The organism is Acidiphilium sp. JA12-A1, from assembly GCF_000724705.2.
GTDB classification, from domain to species: domain Bacteria; phylum Pseudomonadota; class Alphaproteobacteria; order Acetobacterales; family Acetobacteraceae; genus Acidiphilium; species Acidiphilium multivorum.
In genome coordinates this window covers 231294-248685 of record NZ_JFHO01000004.1, presented here as the reverse complement: position 1 = coordinate 248685, position 17392 = coordinate 231294, and the positions used below count along the sequence as shown (strand labels likewise).

Below are 17392 nucleotides of genomic sequence, written 5' to 3'. Positions count from 1 at the left end.
CAGCGGCTTCATGACCGGCGACGGCGAGCAGCAGCGGACTAGGCAGAGGGCCTCGCGCAGGCGTGCCACTCTCATTGCCGGTTTGCTGGGTCTTGCCATGCTGATCGGCGCTGCCGCGCTTTACGGGCCCAGGCTGATCTCCGGCGATTATCATCGAGGCGCGATCGAGCGACTGGCGAGCGGAGTTGTCGGCCGGCCGGTTTATATCGAGGGGCCGATCACGCTATCTCTGCTGCCGGATCCCCAACTGGTCGCCGAGAACGTCATCATTGGCGGACCGCATGGCGCGCAGGTAACGACAGCCGTCCTGAAACTCGATCTCGCTCCGGGCCCCCTCCTGCTTGGCCGGCTTCGCGCAACCCGCCTCGCCCTGCAACACCCATACATTACCCTGCCCTGGCCCCTGCCCGGCGGCGCGGAGGCCCTCGCACCGCCGCCGTGGCTCGGGTCTCTGCACGCGACGCTGCATGACGGCACCTTCAGGATAGGCCCGCTGCGCCTCGACCACGCCAACCTTTCGATCTTCACCGGCGGCCCGCAGGCCGTGATTTCCGCCAGCGGCACCACGATGCTCGGCAAAACCCCGGCCGCGATCGCGCTCAGGGTCGATGATACCGGCAGTGATGGCCCCGCCCCGATGACGGCGGAACTCAAACTTGGCAAGGATGCCCTCACCACTCTCTCCTTCCACGGCGCGCTCGGCCACGATAGCCGTCTCGAAGGCGTTATCGATATAGCGGCGGACAAGAAGGCCGTTTCGGAGCTTCTGCCCGAACTGCAAAAATCATCGGCTCCGCTGCACGTCACCGGCCGGCTTGCGGCAACCGGGCACCTGGCCGCGTTCGAAAACGTCTCCGCGCAATTCGGCTCGGCTCAGGTGGAAGGTCAGGGCGCATTGGCCCTCGTCCCGGCGCCACTGCTGCGAATCACCGCGAAAGGCGATGGGCTCGACCTCGGAATCGCCGCTGCCCTGCTCGCCCGGATACGCTCCGTCGTGCCGGTAGCCGCCAACCTCGACGTTTCGGGCACCGTTGCCGGCGTGCCGATCGCCAAAGCCAACGCTTTGGTCCTCGCAGACGACCGGTCGCTGCGCGCCCAGTCGTTGACAGCCACACTACCCGGTAACGCCGAACTCGGCTTCGCCGGCGCCCTCGGCCCGGCAGCAGCGGGACATTTCAGCCTTCGCGCCCCCGATCCCGCGGCGACAGTGGCGGCACTTCGGCCGCTGCTGCCGTTCCTGCCGTCATGGCCGGCCAGGGCCGGTCCGCTCGATGTTGACGGACGGATGACCCTGGGACCAGACGGCACGATCAGCCTCGATGATCTGCAGGGCAAGGAAGCCGCGACCGCCGCGATCCCCGCCTTTACTGGCGCCGCGCGTATCACCCCCGCAGGCGATCGGGCCCATATAGTTGCTCGTCTTGATCTGACCCGTCTGACACTCGATCATCTGCTGCTCGATCATCTGGCCGTTGCCCTTTCGAGCGCAAAGCCACGCTATGATGGCTCGGTGCAGATCACTGCGCGTCAACTCGCGGTTCCTGCCGCCACAAAAGGCGCAAAGCCTGAAATCGAAGCCACCGACCTGCTTGTCGACGCCAGCCTGCACGATGCTGCCATCGGAGGAGGCGTTCATATCCGCCTCGCCAGCGCGCATCTCGGCCGGGGGCTGCTCCTCGGTCGTGGACTGCGCAAAGCCAACGGCGATGTGATCGGCGCCCGATTGTTTCTGGCCGGGCCGGACGCACAGAACACAATGACGGCACTCGCACGCATTCTCGGTCTGCCGGACCGCTGGGCAACGCACCAGGCGCTCCGTCAACCTTTTTCGCTTGCGATCGCTGCCGATGGCGCCGAGAAGGCGCTGGCGACGACGTGGGCTCTCCGTCTCGGCTCACTTCACGCCGCTGCCGCGCCGGTGATCGACCTCACGAATCGTTCCGCAGCAGGTCCGATCACGCTTCGGGCACCGAATGCTGTGGCGTTGATACGCAGCCTCGGCGGCGCCAACCTGCTCGGCGAACATGCCGGACTCGGCTGGCCCGGCCCTGGGTCGGCCAGTCTACGCGCTGCCGGTTTCTTCGTGGGTGGCCACATGGGCCTCTCCGATTTCGTTGCCTCGCTCGGCGCGCTGACGATTTCAGGCAGGATCAACGCCGATCTGGCCGACGGTCCTCCACAGATCTCCGGGAGAATTGCCGCCGATACGCTGGCGGTTCCCGCCCCGCCGGCATTGGAGGGAGCTGCCAGAGCCGCCCTTGGCAGCGGGTTACGCGTCAATTTCCCCATCCTCAGCGCGGCACGGGTCGAACGGTTCGGCGAAACGGTGGCACGGCACGCGTCGTTCAGCCTTGCCCTCGACCAGGGAAAGCTGGCGCCACGCATCGCGGTCACGCTCAACCGCGCGGAAGTCGTTGGCGGCAGGCTTTCGGGCCGCGCGATCCTCACCGGCGCGGCGGGAAGCACGCCGGCCACGCTCAGCCTGCAGGCCAGCCTGACCGGGGCACGGGCCTCAGCCGTTGCGTCAATCGCTGCCACCCACGGCCTTGCGCTTCCGCTCTTCGGAGGCACGGTCGATCTCGGTGCCAATCTCATGGCCCAGGGCGATTCCGGGCGGGCATGGCAGCGCTCGCTCGCAGGCAGTCTCACCGCGTCGAGTCACGGCATCACGATCTCAGGGCTTGATCTTGCCGGCGTCGGACAGACACTCGGCGCGGCCATCCAGGCGCCGCATCCCGTTGGTCCGATCGCGACGGCCCACGCTCTTCGCGGCTTGCTTGGCAAGGGAACGACCACCTTCAATCTGCTTGATCTGACGGCGACGATTGGCCAGCGCACTGTGCGGCTCGACCATGCCGCTCTCAGTGGCCCGGCCGGCGAACTGGCCGCGGCTGGCGACCTCAATCTCGCGCAGGACCACCTGAACCTGACTCTGGCAGCCCGCCCTGCCGTCTCTCAGGCCAAGACCGTGCCAAGCCTTTCCATGACCATCGCTGGCCCTGCCGCACACCCCGGCAGCCGCATCGATGTGGCTGCCGCGATTAGCTGGATCCACGATATGCTCGCCACCACGGAGACCAGTTCGGCGATGCATTGACCATCGCCCGGATCATTATCCAAAGTTGACGCCGTCATGTCTCAACGACTGTGGTCGTGAGCCGGAACAGTGCCGATCATGAAGCGGCAAGCCACCGTTTGGGAGCATAGTGGGCAACGTCTGGCCGAAACTGCCCGGTCAGACGGAGGCCCAGCAGCGTACCGGCAAGATACTGGGTCGCCATTACCGGGCTTCGAAACATGCGGGCTTGATTACCTTCCACGTCGGGATCTAGCCGCACCACGCGACTTGCCTGCACCGGGTGCCGGTTCTGATCGGCGGGGGCCTGCTCCTGTGCCCGGTGACGCGGCCCCCCTGGCAACGGTCGCAGACAAAACTGCCGGATTCCCTCTGGAACCGATTTTCCAACAGTCGGTTGATTACGGATGCCCTCATCGCGATCGAAAGGGGTTTCAAACTGAACGGGCCAGCGCTCCATCCCCTCGGCGAAGACCACGAAGGCCTCACGCCAGTATTCAACGAGTTCATCACCGGGCAACAGGCCCGCAGCCAGGTAGATTGGATGCATGGCCCCCGCACGCCCGCCGGAGCGCTCCGCTCGTGCCCGGCCTATGCATACCCATACGTTAACCGGCGCGACGAGCCTGTAGTATCGAGGATCAAGAATCTCAGACATCCGCAGCTCCCCTCGAAAGGCGAACGCGTTATAGCGTCGTAGAGTAACTCCGATTATTCAATTTGTTGAATAATTTTTCAGAATTATTTTTTATTACGCATCGAATACAATCATTATGAAATATTTTTGACGATTATATTTCATAATGATTGATATTTTACCCCAGAAATATATGGGTTTCCGCGCATACAATTGACGACCGAACGATTTGCCATGCAAGCTGCAAGGCATCCATCCGGTTCAGTTCATCGGGAGATGGTGGAGAGGGTTGGATTCGAACCAACGTAGGCGTGCGCCAGCGGATTTACAGTCCGCCCCCTTTAGCCACTCGGGCACCTCTCCGCCGCCCGTAATCTTCGATCGCGCCGGCGTTGTCAACATCGGTGGTCGCAGGCTAGAGAGCCGCCATGGACAAGCGCCACTCTCACGGAAAGGCCGGCAACGGCGGCCGCCACAAACTTCCTCGCGGCCCGCATCCTCACAGGCGGCCACAAGGCGATGCGCCGCGTGACCGGCGACCCGCATCATCCGCCGGTGGGCTTTGGCTCTATGGATTGCATTCCGTCGAGGCGGCGCTTGCGAATCCCGCCCGCAGGCTGCGCCGCCTCGTTGTTACCGAGGAAGGCGAAGCCGCACTCGCCGGGCGCCTGCCGCATCCATGGCCGATTCAACCCGAGCGGATCGAGCGCGATCGACTCGACCAGATGCTTGGCCGCGGTATCGTGCATCAGGGCGTTGCCCTGCAGGCCGATCCCCTGGTGCCGCCATCGCTGAACGACGCACTCAAACGTCCGGGCCCGGTTCTCGTGCTCGATCAGATCACCGACCCGCGCAATGTCGGGGCGATCCTGCGCTCAGCCCAGGCCTTCGGCGCGGCAATGGTCATTGCGCAGGAACGCAATGCCCCAGAGGAGGGCGGTGCACTCGCCAAGGCAGCTTCCGGCGCGCTGGAACGGATACCGCTGCTACGCACAGTGAACATCGCTCGGGCGCTGATCGCGCTAAAGGCGGCGGGTCTGTGGGTCATGGGGCTCGATGCGGCAGGATTGTCGCATCTGTCGCGCGACGCGATCGGCAACCGTCGTGCCGCCCTGGTGCTCGGGGCCGAGGGCGAAGGGCTGCGCCGCCTGACCCGCGAAACCTGCGACGAACTTGTCTCGCTGCCGATGCCGGGCGGAATGGAAAGCCTTAATGTGTCAGCAGCCGCGGCCGTGGCGCTCTACGAAATCATCCGGTAGGCGAAATCCTCGGCACCCGCTGCGCTTTCCGCTACAGCGAGTTCCTTCATCATCGCATGATGCGGCGAGAGGCCGCAGGCAGGGTCCGTTGCCGCGGCATCACCCGTCAGGGCCAGCGCTTGGCAGCGGCATCCACCCCAGTCGATCTCCGCGCGATCGCAGCCCTTGCATGGCTCGGGCATCCACTCCGTGCCGCGATAGACGTTGAACGCCTCGGAATGCGCCCAGATCTCGGCAAGCGACTTCTCCTGAACCGTTTCGAAATGCAGATGACCGATGGTTTCCGCAGCATGACACGGCAGCACCTTTCCCGACGGCGTCACATTGAAGAACCGCCGCGCCCAGCCGCCCATGCAGGCCTTGGGGCGAGATGCGTAATAGTCGGGCACGACATAGTCGATGTTCAGCACGCCTTCGAGCTTCTGACGCGCGACCTCGACGATGCGCGTCGCCTCGTCGAGCTGCGCACGGGTCGGAATCAGGGCCGCGCGGTTCTTCAACGCCCAGCCGTAGTACTGTACATGCGCGACCTCTATCCGCTGCGCCCCGGCCTCGACCGCAAGGTCGAGCATCGCCGGCAACTGGTGCAGGTTGCGCCGGTGCATCACGGCGTTCACCGTCAGGGCCAGGCCTGCGCCCCGCACCAGCCGCGCCGCGGCGAGCTTCTTCACATGTGCATGTCTCAACCCTGCAATATGGTCAGCTAACGCAGTCTCCGATCCCTGGAAGCTGATTTGCACATGATCCAGTCCGGCCTCGGCCAGTTCATCCATCCGGCGCTTGTCGAGCAGCACCGCCGAGGTGATCAGATTGGTATAAAGTCCCTCGCGATGCGCATGGCGGACCAGCTCCACCAGATCGTCCCGCACCATGGGTTCGCCACCCGAGAAATGCCCTTGCAGCGCGCCAAGCGCCGCCGCCTCGCTAATCACCCGCTTCCATGTTTCGGTGCTCATCTCGTCGCGCGCGCGGTCCATGGCGAGCGGGTTCGAGCAATACGGGCATTTGAGCGGACAACGATGCGTGAGTTCCATCAGCATCGCGAGCGGCGGCGCGGGTGCATGCCGTGCTGCATTCACCGTGGCGGGTGCGAGATCGTTCATGACGCGATCATCCCTTTCCTCGCGAGATCGTTAAGCATCTCGATGCAATCCGCCAGCACCGCCTCGCGCGGCGCCTCATAGCGCGCGGCAAGCGTATCGGCGATCGCGCCGACGCTGGCTATGCCATCAACCGCATCGAGAACCGCTACCGCAATCGCATCCGGCATGATGACCATCTCGGGGGCGAGCAGGACGTGGCAGTTGCGTGCTGCATCGAAGCGAAACCTGACGTGCCGCGGCAGATGCGGCACGCTGTCAGCAGTGAGTGTCACGACCAGATACCATCATGGCCGAACGCCCCCGGCGGGATCAGCCCCGGGCTGACATAGGCATGGTGCAACGCGTCGAGTTGCGCCCAGAGCACATCGCACTTGAATGTCAGCGCCGCGATGGCCGCCTGCTGCTGCTCCGGCGTGCGGGCATGGTGCTTGACGTAGTCGAGCGCGAAATCGGCGTCGCGCGGCGCCTGGTCGAGACGCGCATTGAAGTAGGCCAGCGTTTCCCTCGTGATGAAGTCGTAATTGGCAAGCATGCCGGAAACGCGCTCGGAAATGATCGTCGGCGAGAACATTTCCGTCAGCGACGACGCCACGGCCTCCAGCAACGAGCGGTCGCGCACGAAATCGACATAGGCGCGCACGGCGAACCGCGTCGCCGGGAGGGCACGGCGCTCGCTGATGACCATGTCGCGATCGAGTCCCAGCCCCTCGGCGAGAGCCAGCCAGCGGACGATGCCGCCCTCTCCCGGTTGCGTGCCGTCGTGATCGACAAGGCGCTGGCGCCAGATCCGGCGCAACTCGGAATCATCAGTGCGGGCGATCAGCGTGGCATCCTTGATCGGAATCGCCGCCTGATAACAGTAGCGATTGAGCGCCCAAGCCTGAACCTGCCGCTTATCCAGTTTCCCGCCGTGCAGAAGCTGATGGAACGGATGGCGGTTGTGGTACCGCGCCGCACCCACTGCGCGGAGCGCGGCTTCCAGTTCGTCCGGACTCATCAGCACCGTCATAGCACGATCTCCATCCCGTCATGGGCAACGATCCACCCTGCGCGCTCCGCCTCGGCGCGCTCCGGCGTGTCGTCAAGAATCATCGGATTGCTGTTATTGACATGAACAAACACCTTCCGCGCGACATCGAGCCCGGCGAACGCAGCGATCGATCCCTCAGGCCCGCTGACGCTGATATGCCCCATCCGCGCACCTGTCTTGGGCATCAGACCCGCCTCGATCATTTCATTGTCGTGCCAAAGCGTGCCGTCGAACAGGACGAGCGCCGCACCGCGCACCCGTCTTGCCACATCCTCCGAAACCCTGGCGCAGCTGGGGATATAGAAGAACGCCCTGCCATGATCGTCGGCAATGCGCAGCCCGATCGTGTCGCCCTCGGATGAGCCGAAATCCGCGCGGCTCACATCCTCGGCATAAAGTGCCACCTTGCCTGGTACCACGAAGGCTTCCACGGTGATTCCGAGATCCTGCCCCGCGCCGTTGGCAAGCCGCGTCGGCACATCGACCGGAAGCTCGCGGCGCGGTACCAGGCCGGCATCCAGCACGCGGAAAATCTGGCTGTCACCGAGCAAGTCAAAAATCCGCCGGCCCGCATACAGGCCGAACCGATGCCCCTCGCGCAGATTGAGCAGACCGGCCGTGAAGTCGACATCCCCTCCCGTCAGTACCGCTGCCGCAATGGGACTGTCGCGCAGTCCGGAACGAGGCTGAAGTGCGGGGGTCGCAAGGATCTGCCCGCGCAGATCCGGAGAGGCGTTAAAGATCACATAATCCGAGTCGTTGACGCTCACGGCCAGCGCGGCTTGGGTCCGCGGCTTCGCTGCCGGATCGCCACAACGCGCCCGCGCGCAATTGCCGCAGGCACAATTCCACTGCGGAAAGCCGCCTCCGGCGGCGGCGCCGAGAATGATGATCTTCATGGATTTGATAGATCGCCGGAACCGGCGCGAGGCACCGGCTCCGGCACCTTGTGTTCAGATCAGTCGAGATCAGCGCAGGCGTAGCAGTTGATTTCGGTGCCAACGGCGATTTCGACGAGCTTCGGCTTGGTCCACATGGATGTATCTCCTGGAACGTTGTGGTTCAAACGCGTTTTCCGCTTTTCTCTCCGCAACATGCGAAGTATGCCGACAATACGACATGTCGGTCCTGACGCAAGTGCGAATTGGGCGCCACATTCCCGGTTGTAACAAAACGGGACAGCGTTACGGTCACAATCCCTACATCACGAAAAAGGGCGGCTTGATGCCGCCCTTTCCCGGATACCAACCTGAACCGGCTAGCCGCAGGCCGCAACAGCCCGCCGCGCCATCACGCCCACAAGATGCGCCCGATACGCGGCGCTGGCATGGATGTCGCTGCTCATATCCTCTTCCGGTGTCTTCACGCCGCTGATCGCGTCGGGAGCGAAATGCGCCGACAGCGCCTGCTCCATCGCGGTATGGCGAAAAACACCATTATTCCCGGCGCCGGTCACGGCAACCCGTACGCCGCCCGCGTTCTTTGCCACAAACACGCCGACCATCGCGTAGCGCGACGCCGGGTTCGGGAACTTCTCATAAGCCGCCTTCTCGGGGATCGGGAACGAGACCTCGGTGATCAGTTCGTCCGGCTCCAACGCGGTGGTGAACATGCCCTGGAAATAGTCGTCCGCCGCGATCTCGCGCTTCGTGGTACGGATGGTTGCGGCAAGCGCCAGCACAGCCGAGGGATAGCAGGCAGAGGGATCGTTGTTGGCGAGCGACCCACCGATCGTACCGCGGTAACGGACCTGGCGGTCGCCGATATGGCTGGCAAGGTGCGCGAGCGCGGGAATCGCATCGGCCACGTCTTTCGATGTCGCGACCTCGCGATGCGTGGTCATCGCCTTGATAACCAGCGTATTACCTTCGCGGCGGATGCCGGACAGCCCCAGTCCTGCGAGATCCACCACCGCGCTCGGCTTCGCCAGGCGCTGCTTGAGCACGGGGATGAAGGTCATGCCGCCGGCGAGCGCCTTGGCCTCGGGATCGGCCGCCAGCGCCTTTACCGCGTCATCCACGGCAGCCGGTTTCTGATACTTGAAATCGTACATCTCTTCTCTCCGTTACTCGGCGGCCATCCGCGGCGACGCCGCATTGATGATCGACCAGATCTTCTGCGCTGTGGCCGGCATGTCCACATGCGTTACCCCGTAATCACGCAACGCGTCGACCACGGCATTGATGACGGCCGGCGGACTGCCGATTGCCCCCACCTCGCCCACTCCCTTCGCGCCAAGCGGGTTATGCGTGCACATCGTCGATTCGGTGCCGACATGGATGCTCACGAGATTGTCTGCCCGCGGCATCGTATAATCCATCAGCGAACCGGACAGCAGCTGACCCGCTTCGTCATAGATCGCATGTTCGAGCAGCGCCTGCCCGATACCCTGAGCAACGCCGCCATGCACCTGGCCATGAACGATCATCGGGTTGATCACACGGCCGATATCATCGACGGCAGTGAAGTTGAGCAAGGTGACAACACCCGTATCGGGATCAACCTCCACCTCGCAGATATGGCACCCGCCGGGGAAGGTGAAGTTCTTCGGGTCGTAGAATGCCGTCTCGTCGAGGCCGGGCTCGAGTTCGTCATGCGGATAGTTGTGCGGCACATAGGCGGTCAGCGCAATCTCGCCGAAGGCTTTCGACTTGTCGGTGCCGGCCACGGTGAACTTGCCGTCCTTGAATTCGATGTCGTCAACCGAGGCTTCCATCAGGTGAGCGGCGATCTTCTTGCCCTTGGCAATGATCTTGTCGACTGCCTTGACGATTGCCGATCCGCCCACGGCAAGCGAGCGGCTGCCATAGGTGCCCATGCCGAACGGGATCTTGCTGGTATCGCCATGCACGATCTCGACCTGCTCGAACGGCACGCCGAGCTGGTCGGCAACGAGCTGGGCGAAAGTCGTCTCATGGCCCTGACCGTGGCTGTGCGTGCCAGTATAGAGCGTTACCGATCCGGTCGGGTGCACCTTGACGTTGGCGACCTCGTAAAGACCGGCCCTGGCGCCAAGCGCACCGGCAACCGCAGACGGCGCGATGCCGCAGGCCTCGAGATAGGTCGACATGCCGATGCCGCGCAGCTTGCCGCGCTTCGCCGATTCCGCGCGCCGTGCCTCGAAGCCGTTCCAGTCGGCCAGTTCCATGCAGCGGACAAGCGTCGCCTCGTGATTGCCGCTGTCATATTGCAGTGCGACCGGCGTCTGATAGGGGTAGGCATCGGGCGGGATGAAGTTGCGCCGGCGGATGGCGACACGATCCATCCCCATCGTCTTCGCCGCAACGTCGACAAGGCGTTCGAGCAGGAACGTGGTCTCCGGACGGCCGGCGCCGCGATAGGCATCGACCGGAACGGTATTGGTGAAGATCGCCTTCACCTCGGAATAGATCGCGGGCGTGGTATAGACGCCGGCAAGCAGCGTCGCCGACAGATAGGTCGGGACCGATGGCGCGAAGGTCGAGAGATAGGCGCCGAGATTGGCCATCGTCTTCACTCTCAGCCCGAGGAATGCGCCGTCCTCGGCCAACGCCAGCTCGGCGTGGGTGATATGGTCGCGGCCGTGGGCGTCGGTGATGAAGGATTCGCTGCGTTCGCAGGTCCATTTCACCGGACGGTTCACCTGCGCGGCCGCCCAGGTTACCGCCGCTTCCTCGATATAGTGGAAAATCTTCGCCCCGAACCCGCCACCGACATCCGGCGCCACGACGCGCAGCTTGTGCTCGGGAATCTGCAGCACGAAGGCGCCCATCAGCAGGCGGATCACATGGGGGTTCTGGCTGGTGGTGTAGAGCGTGTGTTCGCCGGTCGCCTGGTCGAAATCGCCGATCGCCGCACGCGGCTCGATCGGGTTGGGCACCAGCCGGTTGTTCACCACATCGATCTTCGCCACCTTGAAGGCCTTGGCGAAGGCGGCATCCACCGCGTCCTTGTCGCCGATATGCCAGTCGAAGCAGACGTTGCCCTTGGCGTCGTCATGCACCAGCGGCGCGCCCGCGGCGGTCGCCGCGACCATGTTGGAGACGGCGGGCAGCGGGTCGATGTTGACCACCAGCGCCTCGGCGGCATCCTTTGCCTGGTCGACGGTCTCGGCGATCACCATCGCGACCGCATCGCCGACATACCGCACCTTGCCCTGCGCGAGCACCGGATGCGGCGGCTCGACCATAGGGGAACCGTCCTTGCTATGGATTTGCCAGCCGCAGGGCACGCCGCCGATCCCGGCCTTTGCGATATCCTCGCCGGTAAAGATCGCCACCACGCCGGGCATCGCGCGCGCCGCGCCGGCGTCAATCGAGCGGATGTTGCCGTGCGCCACGTCGGATCGCCGGAACACGGCATAGGCCTGCCCCGGGCGGTTGATGTCATCGGTGTAATGGCCGCGGCCCGACAGAAACCGGCGGTCCTCCACGCGCTTCGGCGAATCGCCAATGCCGCCCTTCACGATGTGCGGCTGCGTCATGTCGTTCATGGATGATCTCCCGAATTTTTGCCGCGCCGGACGATACCGGCGCGGTATCTTTTATGATCCGAGCCTCACTCCGCAGCCTGCGGCAATTCCCGCCCATGCATCAGCGGCCACGCCGCAGCGATCGCCTTGACGATGTTGTGGTAGCCGGTGCAGCGGCAGATATTGCCTTCCAGCCCATCGCGGATCTGTTGTTCGGTCAGACCTTCCGGATGGCTTTCGACAAGATCGATCGCGCTCATCACCATGCCCGGCGTGCAGAAGCCGCATTGCAGGCCATGATGCTCGCGAAACATTTCCTGCATCGGATGCAGCGTGCCGTCCGCGGCCGCGAGCCCTTCGATCGTGGTCACCTCAGCACCATCCGCCTGCACCGCGAGCATGGTGCACGACTTGACCGACTTGCCGTCGACCTTGACCACACAGGCACCGCACTGGCTCGTGTCGCAGCCGACATGCGTGCCGGTCAGGTGCAGGTTCTCGCGCAGCATCTCGACCAGCAGCGTGCGCGCCTCGACGTCAGCGGTCGCCGGCTTGCCGTTCACCGTGAGTTTAACCTGGGGCATTGATTCCTCCGTTCATGATCACGCGCGCCCCTCCGCCAGGGCGGACCGCTTCCTGATCACATGATGATGGGGCTCTTCCGCATTGGTCAAGAGAACCGCCGCGCTTTCCTGCAGCGGCACACGAATTTGGCAGAATTTGACACAGTTCCGCTTGCGCGCCGCCGCCGGCCTGCTAACCCTCCTGCCCGATGCCCGCCCTGCCCTCGCCGATCGAGCTGGTCACCAACCGACTGCCGGCCCGCCACCGCGCGGCGGCGGGCGAGTTCCTGCGCTTCGGCCTGGTCGGCGTGTTCGGCCTGCTGGTCGATATCGCCGCCGTCTATGCGCTGATCCCAAGCCTCGGCCTCTACGGCGCCGGCATGGCAGCCTATCTGATCGCTGCCAGTTGCAATTGGGTGCTACACCGGCTGTGGACGTTCCGCGCCCGCGCCCAGCGCCCGGCCCACACCCAGTGGTTGCGCTTTCTCATGGTCAACCTCGCTGGCTTCATGGTCAATCGCGGCGCGTATTCCGCTCTGATCGCAAGCTTTGTCCTGCCGCGTCACTATCCGGTGTTGGCCGTCGCCGCCGGGGCGGCGTCGGGCTTCCTCATCAATTTTCTGCTTTCCCGCCGCCTCGTTTTCGGTTAACCAAAAATCAACCTTGGATTGCGGTCAAGCAACTCTAGGTGGAGGCGAACCGGATGTCTCAGACGATTCTCGAGCCTTTGGCCGAACCAGTCCGCCGTATGGCGGCAATCCCGGTCAAGCGGGCGCACCGATTCCGTCCGCACCTCGGCCCGAGTAGCGGAATCGCATTTCTCCTGGTCGCGGATGCCGCGACCGTTCTCATTGGCCCGCGTCTTGCCACCCGAGTGTTGGCGCCTGCCCCCACCATGGCCGCCGGGCCGTTCAACGAACTCGTCTTTGGTGGCCTGACATTGCTCGCCCTGTTCGCTGCCGGTCTTTACGCAGTCGGCCCCGCGCGCGCGCCGCTCGTCCATATCGGAGCCATGCTGCGCGCCCTCGTGGCGGCGGACGTGCTTGCCCTGCTGCGGATCGCACTGTTGCGCCCTGTGCCAGCCATATTGCCGCTCGACAGATCAATTGCATGGGCCGTCGGTGCCTTCACGTTCACTGCCGTGCTGATGCTCGGCGAGCGCGCAATGGTTGCCGCGTTCTGGCGCCGCCACGGAATCGGCATCCCGCGAGGAGCATCCGCCCTCGTTGCCGCAACTCCGTGCGACCGTATGCTCTGCACTCGTCTCGACCGCATGACCGACCACCGGCTTGGCTATGTCTTCTGCTGGGGGCTCGCCCCGACATCAGGCCTGCGCACCATCGCCGATGCGGCGACCCTGGAAGCCATGATCCGCTCTGGCCAGATCGGCGATCTCGTCGTCTTCGTCCAGCGCGGCGATGGGCCCGAAGCCCGCAGCAAAATCGATGCACTGCTTGCCCGCCTTGCCGATCAGCCGGTACGGATCCGCCTCGCCTTCGACGCGGTGGCCGAGATCGGCGCGTGCGACCTCGCGACCGGCCGGAGCCTGCGTCTCGTCACGGTGCTCGACCGGCCGATCCGTCCGTTCGGCGCCATGGCAAAGCGGAGCATGGACGTGGGCGGCGCCGCCTTGCTGATCATCCTGCTCGGCCCGCTTCTGGCCCTGATCGCCCTCGCCCTACGGATGACCGGACCCGTCCTGTTCCGCCAGCGCCGCATCGGGCTCGACGGCGCGCCGTTCACGGTCTTCAAGTTCCGCACGATGCGCCCGCAGCCACCCAGACAAGCCGCAGGCCCGGTGTCTCAGGCCCAGCCTGGCGATCGGCGGATCACCCGGCTCGGCGCCATTCTCCGCCGCCTTTCGCTCGACGAATTACCCCAACTATTCAACGTGCTGCGCGGCGAGATGTCGCTGGTCGGCCCCCGCCCGCACGCGCCGCACACCACCGCCGGCGACTTCACCTTCGAACAGGCGATCGCCTTCTACGGCGTGCGCCACCGCGTGAAGCCGGGGTTGACCGGCCTCGCCCAGGTGCGCGGCCTGCGCGGCCCGACCGACCGGCGCGACCTCGTGGCGGCCCGAGTCGCCGCCGATCTCGACTATATCGAGCGCTGGTCCCCCTGGCTCGACCTCGCCATCCTGCTGCGCACGATCCCCGCTGTGCTGATCGGCCGCAATGCCATCTGAGCCGCGCCTGCTGGCCGGGACGCCGCCCCCTGGCCACGCCTATGATGCCGACATTGTCATCCTGAGCCATCACCGCCCGCGTGAAACCATCGCCGCGATCCGTTCGGCGGCCGCGCAAACCGGGCTGGACAGCCATGTCATCGTGCTCGACCAGAACTCACCGCCCGGCATGCGCGCCGCCCTGGCGACGGTGGCGACCGAATTCCCCCATGTCGCGCTCTACGGCGTCGGGCAGAATTTCGGCGTGCCCGGTGGCCGCAACCGTGTAAGCGCCCTCGGCCACGGCCGCACGATCATCGCGCTCGACAACGATGCCGTCTTCGCCGCCCGCGATACCGCGGCCCGCGCCGCCATCCGCATCGCCGGAACGGCGGATCTCGCCGCCATCGGGTTCCGCATCCTTGCAGCCGACGGGCGCAGCCTCGACCTGACGAGCTGGGGCTATCCGAAGCGGCTTTTGCCCCGGGCCGACGGATTTTTCGCGGCGACCACCTTCGTCGGCTGCGGCCACGCCCTGTCGCGCGCCTGCTTCGAGCGTCTCGGCGGCTATGACGAGAGCCTGTTCTTCACCTGGGAGGAATACGAATTCGCCCGCCGCGCCATTGCCGCGGGCTGGCGCATCGAGCATCACGGCGACCTCGCCGTCATCCATGAAGTTTCTCCCGAAGCGCGGGTGAACTGGAATGCCGGACGCTGGCACCAATACGTTCGCAACCGTCTGCTGATCGCCCATGACTGGAACGGTCTGTCCGGCTTCCTGTTCCGCGCCGGCATTTATCTCGCGCGTGGCATCAACGCGTGCCGCCTGCGTCCGACACTCGACGCCATTGCCGAGGCCCATGCCCTCGCACGCACCCGCCCCCGCCACCAAGAAACGGCAGAGGCCCGCCACTACGTCTTCCGTAACGAAATCCGCCACCGGCTGCCGGGCGGCGCGCGCCTTATTGGCGCCGGTGCCACCGCTTCGGCCAGGCGGCCACCCACGGCCGCACCCCCTGCACCCACCGGTCCGTAGTCAGCCTCACGCGGCCGCCCGCGAACCGCAGCGCGATCGCGCCATCGCGCCACACGCTGAACCGATCGATCACGTAGCGCCCCCGGGCCCGGCACGCGCCGCGCAACGGTTCAGGCGAGATCACCACCCGCGCATCGCCGCATCCGTTCTCCGCCGCCGTGGCATCGGCAAGATACAGCACCCGCCCATGGTCGAACCGGCATCGCCCGCCGGCACAAATGTCGGCGGCACGGGCCACCGCCACACGGTCATGCGCGAAGACCGGCCGCCATTGCGCCAGGGTGTATTGATCCGGCCGCCGCGTCTCGAGTATCCGCACCACCGCGCCGTCGCGCACCGCAACGAGCGAAGCCGTGGGCGAGACCAGCACATCCGGCGCGCGGCCCAGCATCATCCCCGCCAGACCGATCACGACAGGCGCCAGGCCGGCAAGGCGTACCCGCCCCCGCAGCAGTCCGAGCAGCGCCATGCCGAGGCCCAGCAGCGCAACCGGCCAGCCCGGGCTTGGCCCGATCACGATCAGCGCGTGCGGCAACTGCCCGACGAACCGCGCCACGGCCAGCATCGCCGCGATCCCCCACCCCATCGGCGCGAGCGCCAGCACCTCGAGATGCAACGGCATCAGGACCAGCGCCACCATGCCGGCCGGCAACACGACGAGCGCCGTCAGCGGCACCGCGATCAGGTTTGCCAGGATGTAATACGGCTGCACCTGCTGGAACTGGTAGGCCGCGAACGGCATCGACGCCCCACCCGCCAGCAGCGAGGTGAAGGCCAGCGCGGCGATATGCCGACCCAGCCGTCCTCGCCATCCCGCCCCCTCGGTATCGAACCGGCGTCCAACCGCCTCATAGCCCGCGATCAGTGCCAAAACGGCGGAAAAGCTCATCTGGAAACTCGGCCCCGGCACCGCCTGCGGCTCGATCAGCATCAACACGAACGCCGCCACCGCCAGCCCGCGCAGCGACAGCGCCCGTCGCCCGGCGACAATGCCGAGCAGAACCAGCGCGGCCATGGCGAGACTCCGCTCGATCGGCACGTGAAAACCGGTCAGCGCCGCATAGACCACCCCACCCGCAAAAGCCACGGCCGAGGCAATGACCTTCGCCGGCACGCGGAGCAGCAGAAACTCGGACCACCCGACGCAGAATCGCGCCAGCGCGAACAGCGCCCCCATCACGATGCCGATATGCAGCCCGGCGACGGCAAGGATATGAGCCAGTCCGGCGGTGATGAACGCCTGGCGCTCACGTGCCGGAATCGATTCCTCGAAGCCGGTCAGCAGCGTGGCGGCGATTGGCCCCGTAGTGGGCGGCATGGCGGCCAGCACCCGTGCGGCAATCGTTTCGCGCAACCGCCGCAGTGCGCCGCCCCACCCCGGCGCGGCAACGCGCGTCACGTCGAGCTTCCCGACCGCGAACCCAACCGCGCCGAGCCCCGAAAAAAACTGATCCCGCCCGAACGACCACCCTCCCGGATAGGCCGGGCGAGACGGAGCGAAGAGAAAGGCGCGCACCCGCACACTGTCGCCTGCCGCGAGGCGGACATCGTCGCCGCGGCGTAACTTGATCCTCACTGCCCGGCCCAGCGCCGGCCCGCCATTGAGGCGCGATGCCGCAATCCGCACCCGTCGGCCGGTCGCCAGCAAGTCGATCGAGCTCACCCGTCCTGTTACCGTCACGACGCCGTGCGGCACGACGATCGGCGGCGGCATCAGCATCGCCTGCCATTGCGCCCGGCCGAGACCGAGTAGGGCAAACAGCGCCAGCGCTGCCAGCCGGCGACCCACCGGCCGCCGCCAGAGGACGGTGAGCACACCGGCCGCCAGCACGATCGCCACCGGCGCCAGCCACGCCGGCGGTTCCGCCCTGAGATCAAAATAAAGGAGGATGCCGGCCATCATCGCTACCGGGAGGAACAGCACAATCCGCCCCGCGTAGGCGGCCGACGAACGCAGGGCACCCGGCGGCGGCGGCGCCGCCGGTTTCGCTGCTCTGACCGCGATCAGCGCCACATCCACCGAAACCTCAACTATAAGTTGATTTACCCTATTTCATTTCCCGAATGGATG

Annotated in this window: 15 protein-coding genes and 1 tRNA gene; 5 read left to right on the top strand and 11 right to left on the bottom strand. The window is 65.5% G+C overall.

Annotation, left to right across the window (positions count from 1 at the left end; translation table 11 throughout):
• Positions 1-10 precede the first annotated feature (10 nt).
• Entirely contained in the window at positions 11-3097 is a 3087-nt protein-coding gene (locus tag RT91_RS01820) for an AsmA-like C-terminal region-containing protein (protein ID WP_240314142.1), read from the top strand.
• Between the two features lie 76 nt (positions 3098-3173).
• Here the strand turns inward: RT91_RS01820 and RT91_RS21225 are convergent, their stop codons facing one another.
• Both RT91_RS21225 and RT91_RS01815 read right to left on the bottom strand, forming a co-directional pair.
• The gene (locus RT91_RS21225) at positions 3174-3626 is read right to left on the bottom strand and encodes a hypothetical protein (protein WP_152982765.1); all 453 of its coding nucleotides are present in this window, start codon (positions 3624-3626) and stop codon (positions 3174-3176) included.
• A gap of 364 nt (positions 3627-3990) precedes the next feature.
• Positions 3991-4076: transfer RNA gene (locus RT91_RS01815), tRNA-Tyr, on the bottom strand.
• A gap of 65 nt (positions 4077-4141) precedes the next feature.
• Between RT91_RS01815 and rlmB the strand changes: the two genes are divergently transcribed.
• On the top strand, positions 4142-4972 hold the full coding sequence (gene rlmB / locus RT91_RS01810) for a 23S rRNA (guanosine(2251)-2'-O)-methyltransferase RlmB (protein ID WP_035185349.1): 831 nt from the start codon (positions 4142-4144) through the stop codon (positions 4970-4972).
• Here the strand turns inward: rlmB and pqqE are convergent.
• The 8 genes from pqqE to RT91_RS01775 form a co-directional block, all read right to left on the bottom strand.
• Positions 4954-6075, bottom strand: coding sequence for a pyrroloquinoline quinone biosynthesis protein PqqE (gene pqqE / locus RT91_RS01805; protein WP_035185346.1), 1122 nt, complete (start codon positions 6073-6075; stop codon positions 4954-4956). The two genes, rlmB and pqqE, sit on opposite strands and share 19 nt — an antisense overlap.
• On the bottom strand, positions 6072-6347 hold the full coding sequence (pqqD, locus tag RT91_RS01800) for a pyrroloquinoline quinone biosynthesis peptide chaperone PqqD (protein WP_035185344.1): 276 nt from the start codon (positions 6345-6347) through the stop codon (positions 6072-6074). The genes pqqE and pqqD overlap by 4 nt, the downstream gene beginning before the upstream one ends.
• Positions 6344-7084, bottom strand: coding sequence for a pyrroloquinoline-quinone synthase PqqC (pqqC, locus tag RT91_RS01795; RefSeq protein ID WP_035185342.1), 741 nt, complete (start codon positions 7082-7084; stop codon positions 6344-6346). Before pqqC ends, pqqD begins: the two co-directional genes overlap by 4 nt.
• Positions 7081-8004: a pyrroloquinoline quinone biosynthesis protein PqqB gene (gene pqqB / locus RT91_RS01790; RefSeq protein WP_011941261.1), complete on the bottom strand. Its 924-nt coding sequence runs from the start codon at positions 8002-8004 to the stop codon at positions 7081-7083. Before pqqB ends, pqqC begins: the two co-directional genes overlap by 4 nt.
• A gap of 59 nt (positions 8005-8063) precedes the next feature.
• Complete coding sequence (gene pqqA, locus RT91_RS22960; protein WP_013639178.1) at positions 8064-8141, bottom strand: pyrroloquinoline quinone precursor peptide PqqA; 78 nt, start codon at positions 8139-8141, stop codon at positions 8064-8066.
• A 222-nt stretch (positions 8142-8363) separates the two neighbouring features.
• Entirely contained in the window at positions 8364-9158 is a 795-nt protein-coding gene (locus RT91_RS01785; RefSeq protein WP_035185339.1) for a xanthine dehydrogenase family protein subunit M, read from the bottom strand.
• 12 nt (positions 9159-9170) lie between these two features.
• A complete protein-coding gene (locus tag RT91_RS01780; RefSeq protein WP_007422720.1) occupies positions 9171-11576 on the bottom strand; it encodes a xanthine dehydrogenase family protein molybdopterin-binding subunit in 2406 nt (801 codons plus the stop codon).
• A 65-nt stretch (positions 11577-11641) separates the two neighbouring features.
• Complete coding sequence (locus tag RT91_RS01775; RefSeq protein WP_007422721.1) at positions 11642-12139, bottom strand: (2Fe-2S)-binding protein; 498 nt, start codon at positions 12137-12139, stop codon at positions 11642-11644.
• A 188-nt stretch (positions 12140-12327) separates the two neighbouring features.
• Between RT91_RS01775 and RT91_RS01770 the strand changes: the two genes are divergently transcribed.
• The 3 genes from RT91_RS01770 to RT91_RS01760 all read left to right on the top strand — a co-directional run bounded on the left by RT91_RS01770 (position 12328) and on the right by RT91_RS01760 (position 15321).
• Positions 12328-12768, top strand: coding sequence for a GtrA family protein (locus RT91_RS01770; protein ID WP_007422722.1), 441 nt, complete (start codon positions 12328-12330; stop codon positions 12766-12768).
• A gap of 224 nt (positions 12769-12992) precedes the next feature.
• Positions 12993-14306 (top strand): exopolysaccharide biosynthesis polyprenyl glycosylphosphotransferase, encoded by a 1314-nt coding sequence (locus tag RT91_RS01765; RefSeq protein ID WP_240314141.1) that lies wholly within the window; start codon positions 12993-12995, stop codon positions 14304-14306.
• Positions 14296-15321, top strand: a complete 1026-nt coding sequence (locus RT91_RS01760) for a glycosyltransferase family 2 protein (protein WP_011941257.1) — start codon at positions 14296-14298, stop codon at positions 15319-15321. Before RT91_RS01765 ends, RT91_RS01760 begins: the two co-directional genes overlap by 11 nt.
• Here the strand turns inward: RT91_RS01760 and RT91_RS01755 are convergent.
• Positions 15248-17341 carry a ComEC/Rec2 family competence protein gene (locus RT91_RS01755; protein WP_035185337.1) on the bottom strand — a complete coding sequence of 698 codons (2094 nt, stop codon included), beginning with the start codon at positions 17339-17341 and terminating at the stop codon, positions 15248-15250. The two genes, RT91_RS01760 and RT91_RS01755, sit on opposite strands and share 74 nt — an antisense overlap.
• Between the last annotated feature and the right edge of the window lie 51 nt (positions 17342-17392).